We start from the raw sequence: 7,627 nt of genomic DNA on the forward strand, positions 1-7,627 counted from the left end.
CTGAGCCGCAGCCACGGACGGCACCCGCATGCCCCGGCGACGGCTCCCGATCAGTCCAGCCTCCTTCCACCACACAACGACCGGCAGCCGCTCACGCCGCCGGCCGCGGGAGAAGCACGCCATGAACCAGATCACCACCACACCCGGCCCCGCCGCGCCCGCCCAACTTCTCACCGACACCAAGCGCCCGATGCACACTCCCGCCGGACTCGTCGGCGACACCCCGATCCTGTGGATCGGTGCGCCCTTCACCGCCACCGGACGCGGCTTCTGGGCAAAGCTCGAAGGCCACAACCCCGGCGGCATCAAGGACCGCACCGCCCTGCACATGGTGAGAGCCGCCCGCGACCGCGGACAGCTGCTGCCCGGAGCCCGGATCATCGAGTCCACGTCCGGCACTCTCGGTCTCGGCCTGTCCCTCGCCGGCGCGACCTACGGCCACCCGGTCACCGTCGTCACCGACCCCGGCATGGAACCCCTGATGACCGGCCTGCTCACCGCGTACGGAGCCGAGGTCGAACTCGTCGACAAGGCGCACCCGACCGGGGGCTGGCAGGAGGCTCGCCGCCACCGTGTCGAGGAACTCCTCGCCGTGCACCCGGACGCGTGGTGCCCCGACCAGTACAACAACCCCGACAACGTGGCCGCGTACGCCCCGCTGGCCCACGAACTCGTCGCCCAGCTCGGCCGGATCGACACCCTCGTCGTCTCCGTCGGCACCGGCGGACACTCCGCGGGCATCGCCTCCGTCCTGCGCGGCTACTTCCCCCACCTGCGGGTCGTCGGCGTCGACACAACCGGCTCCACCATCTTCGGCCAGCCCGCCACGCCACGGCTGATGCGCGGCCTGGGCAGCAGCATCTACCCCCGCAACGTCGCCTACGACCTCTTCGACGAGGTCCACTGGATCGCCGCTCCCGAGTCCGTCTGGGCTGCGCGTCAACTCGCCCGCAGCCACTACGCCACCGGCGGCTGGAGCGTCGGCGCCGTCGCCCTCGTGGCGCGCTGGCTGGCGCGCACTCTGCCCGCGGAGAACCGCACCGTCGCCGTCTTCCCCGACGGTCCCCAACGGTACGTGGGCACCGTCTTCGACGACCCGTACTGTCGCGAACACGACCTCCTCGGCCATCTGCCCGCCGATGACCCGGACGAGATCACCCACCCCGGCGACCGGACCGTCACCCGCTGGACCCGCTGCGCCCACATCACCGACCCCCTGGCCCCGCCTCGTGACCGGGACGCCGCCGAGCAGGCTCTCGCGGGGGCCGCCCGATGAAGCAGCTGTGGCAGCAGACCCGTTCCTTCCCGCCCGCCGTCCGGCTGTTGATGGCCAACCAGTTCGCCATCAACCTCGCCTTCTACATGCTCATGCCCTACCTCGCCGCCCACCTGTCCGGAGGGCTCGGCCTCGCGGCCTGGGCGGTCGGACTCGTCCTGGGCGTGCGCAACTTCTCCCAGCAGGGCATGTTCCTCATCGGTGGCACGATCGCCGACCGCTTCGGCTACAAGGCCCCGATCATGGTCGGCTGCCTGCTGCGCACGGTCGGCTTCGGACTGCTCGGCTGGGTGGACAACCTCCCCGCACTGATCGCCGCCTCGGCAGCCACCGGCTTCGCGGGCGCCCTGTTCAACCCCGCCGTACGCGCCTACGTCGCCGTTGAAGCGGGCGAGCGCCGTGTGGAAGCCTTCGCCACCTTCAACGTCTACTACCAGGCGGGGATGCTCCTGGGCCCGCTCATCGGGCTCGCGCTGCTGGTCGCCGACTTCCGCCTTGTCTGCACGGTGGCCGCCGCGATCTTCGCCGTACTGACGGTCATGCAGTGGCGGGCACTGCCCTCACGCCACGGCAGCACCACCACGCCGACACCGGGTGGCGTGCTGGCCCAGTGGCGCATGGTCGTGGCCAACCGGCCCTTCCTGCTCTTCGCCACCGCGATGATCGGCTCGTACGTCCTGACCTTCCAGGTGTACCTGGCCCTGCCCCTGGCCGCGACCAACGCCCTGGGTGCCAGGGGGACGTGGGCCACAAGCGGACTGTTCGTCGTCTCGGCCGCAGTCGCCGTCGTGGGACAGCTGAAGCTCACCGGCTGGGCGAAACAGAAGTGGAGTCCCGCGCAGGCACTGGTCCGAGGACTGGTCGCCATGGGGTTGGCCTTCCTGCCCCTGGCCCTCACCCCGCCCGCCGCCACCGCCGCCGTACTCGGCGCCCTCGTGATGGCGGTCGCGCTGCTCGCGGCCGGCAGCGCCGTGGTCTACCCCTTCGAGATGGACACCGTGGTCACGCTCTCTGGCAACCGCCTCGTCGCCACGCACTATGGCCTCTACAACACCATCTCCGGCCTCGGCGTCACCCTCGGCAACCTCGCCACCGGCGCCCTCTGGGACTTCGCCGAGCACCACGACGCCCTCTGGCTGGCCTGGTGTGTTCTGGCCATCACCGGGCTGGCGTGCGCGGCATCCGTCGCGGCGCTCGCGCGCAGCGGGCAACTGGGCATCCGAGAAGCGCGGCTGGCCACTGCCTGACGCAACGGGCGGGGGGCCGACCGAACGGGTCGGCCCCCCTGAAGCCAGTCGTCCTCGTGGTCTCGGCGCGCCGGGCCGCGCTGACCCTCCTCCGGGCAGCTCGCACGCACTCCAATTCCTCCGCTGTCTCACCACCACGCACGCATACGAAGAAGGGGGGACCGGTGGCGGCCGGTCCCCCCCTTCTTCGTATGCGTGCACGGTCAGCGCAGGCGGAGCGCCTCACGGATCGTCGTGAAGAGGTCCGTCTGGTTGGTGACACCCAGCACGCGGTACGCCTGCGGGCCCTGTCCCGCGATCCGCACCTCCGTACCGGTGTGCTCCTGGGACTGCCCCGGCGTGTTGGTCGAGTAGTTGACCTTCAGCTGCTGGCCCTCGTTGGTGACGAGCGTGGAGGACAGGCCGGGCGGGGTGGCCTCCAGCGGGACGATCTGGCTGGTGTGGCCATGGTCGGCGGTGGTCACCACGAGGGTGTCGGGGTGCTTGGCCGCGTAGGCACGGGCCACCTTCACCGCACGGTCGAACGCCGCGGTCTCACCGATCTGCCCGCACGGGTCGGCCGCGTGGTCCTGCTTGTCGATCGAGGCGCCCTCGATCTGCAGGAAGAAGCCCTTGCTGGAGTGCTTCGCCTTCTGCTTGGCCTCCAGCAGTTGGATCGCCTTGGTAGCGGTGTCGGCGAGGCTCGGCGTGGTCGAGGGGCGGTTCGGGTTGGAGGTCACGCACCGCTGCGGGTCCGTGCCTCCGACAGCCGCCGGCTTGCCGGTCCACTCCACCGGCACGTTGCCGGAGGCGAACAGGCCGAGCACCGGCTTGCCGGACTTCACGCTCTTCAGTCCGGAGGAGTCGGTGACGACCTGGTAACCCAGCTTCTGGGCCTGCTCGGTGACCGTCAGCCCCTTGTACCGGCCGTCGATAACCTTCTGGTCGAACCGCTGCTTGCCGCCACCGAACAGCACGTCCACCTTGTGGTTCACGGACTGCTCAGCGATCGAACCCGGGCCGCCGGCCGCGATCGTGTCGGTCGGGCACTTGGCCATGTCGGCCGGGCCCTGGCAAGAACGGTCGGTGGCGTGCGAGTCGAGCACCGCCGGGGTCGCGTCGGTCAGCTCGGCGGTGGTGACGTTGCCCGTGGCGTAGCCGCTCTTCTGCGCCAGCTCCAGGATCGTCGGGACGGCCTTGTCGGTGCCCGGCGTCTTGGAGATACGGCCGTTGACGGTCTTGGTGCCGGTCGCCCAGCCGGTGCCGCTCGCGGCGGAGTCGGTCACGTAGTCCGGGGTGCCGTCAGCGTGCACCGCGTACGTCGTGTACGCGCCGGTCAGTGGGAACCTGTCCATGTTCAGACGGCCGTTCGCGCCGACCGTGTAGTCCCGGGCGAGTGTGATCTCCGAATCGCCCATACCGTCACCGATCAGCAGGATGACGTTCTTCGCCTTCCCGCCCTTGATCGCGTGCTCGGCCTGCTGCCTGGTGTCGGACGCGCCGGCGACGGAGGTCACGGCCACGGCGGCCGCGGTGGCGGCGACCACGGCGGTGCCGATCGTGAGATGGCGACGGGACGGTCTGTGCATGGAGGTGGCTCCTCGAATCTCATGTGGCTGCGGGTGCCGACGGGTGCCAGACCATCAGCCGCCGGTGAATCGACGGTGACATTCCGGCGCTGTCGCCACATCAGAAACATGACCCGAACTTGACCCGCGCTTGGTCGCGCGAACAGCGGCAGGCCACCCGGATAGTGCGGCGGAGAAGTCCCACGAGCTCTACGTGGACTTGGCTTCGCCGCAGTGGAGTTGCGCTTCGATCTCGGTGGGACGGCCGTGGCCAGCTCCTGGACAAGACACGCCATGGCCGCTGCCGACCGGGGCCTGACGGCTCCCCTCCGGGCGGATGGTTGCCGGGCTGGAGGATTGGCTCTTCGTTCCTCGGCCAGAGACGACGCGGCTTGCGGAGCTGCGCTGGGATGGTCTACCCCGCTGTTTCCGCTCCGGAAGCCTGGAAGATCGGCCGTCTACTATGGCCTTACGTATTTGGCGGTGAAAGGGAGTCGGGGCCATGCGGAGGCTGGGGGATCTCGAGGCGGAGATCATGGATCGTCTCTGGACGTGGAACCGTCCGGCGACGGTGCGTGAGGTTGTCGACGACATCAACAAGACCCGTCCCCTCGCCTACACCACCGTGATGACCGTCACCAACATCCTCTACGGCAAGGGCTGGCTGCTGCGCGGCAAGCAGGGTCGGGCCTGGTTGTACACGCCGGTTCGCAGCCGCGAGGCGTACGCCGCCGCGTTGATGGAGGACGGCCTGGGGGAGAGCAAGGACCGCTCTGCTGCGCTGGTCCACTTCGTCGAGAACATGTCCGAGGGCGAGGTGGCGGCTCTTCGCACGGCCCTGCGGAACGCAGGACGACAGGCGGAGGCGTGAACGCGGCTCCCGTCCTGGTCGGCTACACGGCGGCCGTGGGTTTCGTCGCTCCGTATCTGCTCCTGCGCGCCCACTGGCCGCACCGAGCCCCCGCCCTGGCGGCGGCGGTGTGGCACGCCCTGGTGGTGTCGTTCTCGATCGGAGCCGCGCTCGCCGCATACAACTTGGCCATGCCGGCCCAGCACTTGCATGCAGGTCTGTTGGGCTTCCTCCACTCTTGCGGACTGCAGGTCGGCACCGGTGCCGCCGCGGATGAGCCCGCCCCCCACTCAGTGGACCAGGTCGCCTTCGTCCTGCCCGCCGCCATCGGGATCACCCTGGTTGCGAGCTTCACCTTTCACGTCGTACGAGCTTGTCGGGCGCGGGCCCGACACCGCGAGGCTGTGGACTTGGTGGGGTACCGCTCCGCCAGATTGCGCGCCACGATTCTGCCGTACGGCATCCCCGCCGCGTACTGCCTGCCCGGCCGCCGCCCCCGGATCGTGATCAGCGACGCGGCCGTGCGTGAACTCACGTCGGAACAGCTCGACGCCGTACTGGAACACGAACAGGGCCACATCGCAGGGCGCCACCACCTGGCCCTGGCCGCCGCGGAGGCGTTCCACTCGGTGTTCCGCCGACTGCCGTTGGCCCGTTATGTCCGAGAACAGACCGCGCTCCTGCTGGAGATGGCAGCCGATGACCGCGCTCTGCGCAGCCACTCCAGTGAGGCACTGGCCACGGCGATGTACGAGATGGCGGCGGCCCGTACCCCGAAGGGCGCGTTCGCGGCGGGCAGTCACTCGGTCCTGATCCGCCTGGAGCGAGTCCTCGGCCCGCGCAGGGCCCCTCACCCCGCTTTCTGGGGTTCCGTGGCCGCCCTGGCTGCGGCGGTTCCACTGCTGCCGCTGCTGGTCACCTGCCCGCCCGGCCTCGGCTGACGACACCGGACAAGGCAGCGGTGACTCGGACTTACTCGCGACCCCAACTTGTTACCAGCATCGACGGTGGCAGCAGCTCATGGCCGTGCCCGGCGGACAGCCCCAGGCGCTGACTGCTGTCAACGACGATCACATCCTTGCCGCGACGTGGACGGGCGTGTATGAGTCACGCGACGGAGGCAGGTCCTTCGGCGAACTGGCGCCGCTTGCTTCCTGAGTTCCCCGCCGGGGTGAACGGGAATCTGCGAGCAGCCCCCGGGTGGTGCGGTTGGTCAAGGCTTCACCATGTGGCACCGGTGGCTGAGCGGGCGGGAGTTACCCAACGTACTAAGGGAGTAAGTAGAAAGACCGGCGAAGGGAAACTCCGTGATCCAGCAACGCATCGTCCTCCTCTCGGCCGCAGGGCTCGCCTCGGCGCTACTCCTGGCGGCGTGCGGCAGCTCGACGGAAAAGACCTCCACCGGTACGAGCCCCGGCAGCGTCGCTCCGGTCGCCACGGCCGCCTCGCAATCCGCGACCCCCGCACCGGCCGGCAGCAGTGACTCCGGCAGTGGGCACATGGCCACGACCACCATGCTCATGGCCAAGGCGGTGGGCGGCATGGGCAGCGTGGTGACCGACGACAAGGGGATGACCCTCTACCGCTACGACATGGACCAGGCGAACCCGTCCAAGTGGACGTGCGCCGGTGAGTGTACGAAGACGTGGATGCCCGTCATGGTGGAGGACTCCGTACAGACCACGGGGGTTGAAAAGAGTCTCCTCGGCACGGTCCACCGGGACGGCATGAAGCAGCTCACCCTCGGCGGCTGGCCGCTGTACCGGTACATGGGCGACACGACGGCCGGACAGATGAACGGCCAGGCCAAGGACAAGATGTGGTACGCCGTCACCCCGTCCGGTAAGAAGTCCACCATGTCGGGCTGAGCCCAGACGTACGACCGTGGGGGTGTTGTAGCGCGGCGAGCATGGCGCTGCGCGGCACGGTCCGCTCGTGCGTGGCGGCACGACGGCAAGGTCATCGCGATCTGGGACTTCAGCATCGACCTCGACCGACATCGTGGTCACCGCGGGCCGACTCGTCCCCTCTGCCGGGTCGGCGCCATGTGGCCGCGGCCGACTCACGTCCAGAGACCCGGCTCGTCCGGAGACAGCCGCCGCCGAGGACCGCGTGGTCCGGCCGGTTCAGCCCGCTGCCTGGATTGCATAGAGGACGCCGACACCGAGAGGGAGAATGCCGAGCAGGAGACGGAGCGCGGTTTCGGGCATCCGGGGCTGGAGGCGGGCGCCGAGGTAGCTGCCCACCAGTCCTCCCAGCCCGCCCGAGAGACCGAGAAGCCAATTCGGAGCGATGTCATCCGTGGTGGTCATGGCCAGCACGGCGTAGGCGCCTGCGCCTACGACAGAGGTGACAAAGGCGGAGGTTAGAGCGGCAGGCGCGGCCGTCGCCCCGCGGCCCACCCGCCAGCACAGCTAGCGCCGTATCAGGCAACGTTTGCCCTGTTGTGATGTGACGCGGCCGCTCGGGTGCTGGCGCAGCGGTGCGTCACCATGAGTCTGTCCGGGGGGCAGAACCGTGTCAGGGTTCGTGAGATCGATGACGATGAAGGCCGAGGTTGCTGCAAAGCCTGGCACCTGGATCGGTGTTCCGGACTCCGGACTCCGGACTCCGCACTCTTGTCGATCTCGCGGGTCAGCCTTCGGAGGGACGCGGGGCGCGCAGGTGCGCCCGTTCCTTCAGCTCCTCCTCGTCGACCAGCTTGAGC

The 7,627-nt window shown here is 69.4% G+C and carries 6 protein-coding genes and 1 pseudogene; 5 read left to right on the top strand and 2 right to left on the bottom strand.

All coding sequences use genetic code 11. The features are described 5' to 3' along the window. The first annotated feature begins 121 nt into the window (after nucleotides 1–121). Together ACFVWD_RS25420 and ACFVWD_RS25425 are read left to right on the top strand one after the other, a co-directional pair. Nucleotides 122–1,276: a PLP-dependent cysteine synthase family protein gene (locus tag ACFVWD_RS25420; RefSeq protein WP_389599190.1), complete on the top strand. Its 1,155-nt coding sequence runs from the start codon at nucleotides 122–124 to the stop codon at nucleotides 1,274–1,276. Then, complete coding sequence (locus tag ACFVWD_RS25425; protein WP_389599192.1) at nucleotides 1,273–2,523, top strand: MFS transporter; 1,251 nt, start codon at nucleotides 1,273–1,275, stop codon at nucleotides 2,521–2,523. The genes ACFVWD_RS25420 and ACFVWD_RS25425 overlap by 4 nt, the downstream gene beginning before the upstream one ends. Before the next feature lie 203 nt (nucleotides 2,524–2,726). Here the strand turns inward: ACFVWD_RS25425 and ACFVWD_RS25430 are convergent, their stop codons facing one another. Next, nucleotides 2,727–4,091 carry an alkaline phosphatase gene (locus ACFVWD_RS25430; protein ID WP_389599194.1) on the bottom strand — a complete coding sequence of 455 codons (1,365 nt, stop codon included), beginning with the start codon at nucleotides 4,089–4,091 and terminating at the stop codon, nucleotides 2,727–2,729. A gap of 481 nt (nucleotides 4,092–4,572) precedes the next feature. Between ACFVWD_RS25430 and ACFVWD_RS25435 the strand changes: the two genes are divergently transcribed. The 3 genes from ACFVWD_RS25435 (at nucleotide 4,573) to ACFVWD_RS25445 (ending at nucleotide 6,788) form a co-directional block, all read left to right on the top strand. Continuing rightward, nucleotides 4,573–4,941 (top strand): BlaI/MecI/CopY family transcriptional regulator, encoded by a 369-nt coding sequence (locus ACFVWD_RS25435; RefSeq protein WP_389599196.1) that lies wholly within the window; start codon nucleotides 4,573–4,575, stop codon nucleotides 4,939–4,941. After that, the gene (locus ACFVWD_RS25440; RefSeq protein ID WP_389599198.1) at nucleotides 4,938–5,861 is read left to right on the top strand and encodes a M56 family metallopeptidase; all 924 of its coding nucleotides are present in this window, start codon (nucleotides 4,938–4,940) and stop codon (nucleotides 5,859–5,861) included. The genes ACFVWD_RS25435 and ACFVWD_RS25440 overlap by 4 nt, the downstream gene beginning before the upstream one ends. A gap of 366 nt (nucleotides 5,862–6,227) precedes the next feature. Further along, a complete protein-coding gene (locus ACFVWD_RS25445) occupies nucleotides 6,228–6,788 on the top strand; it encodes a hypothetical protein (RefSeq protein WP_389599200.1) in 561 nt (186 codons plus the stop codon). A gap of 258 nt (nucleotides 6,789–7,046) precedes the next feature. On the opposite strand, the pseudogene ACFVWD_RS25450 reads toward ACFVWD_RS25445, so the two are convergent. Beyond that, nucleotides 7,047–7,322, bottom strand: a pseudogene (locus tag ACFVWD_RS25450) (TSUP family transporter); the annotation flags it as partial. Nucleotides 7,323–7,627: the final 305 nt, after the last annotated feature.

This window comes from Streptomyces sp. NPDC058086 (genome assembly GCF_042885015.1).
Classification (GTDB): Bacteria; Actinomycetota; Actinomycetes; order Streptomycetales; family Streptomycetaceae; genus Streptomyces.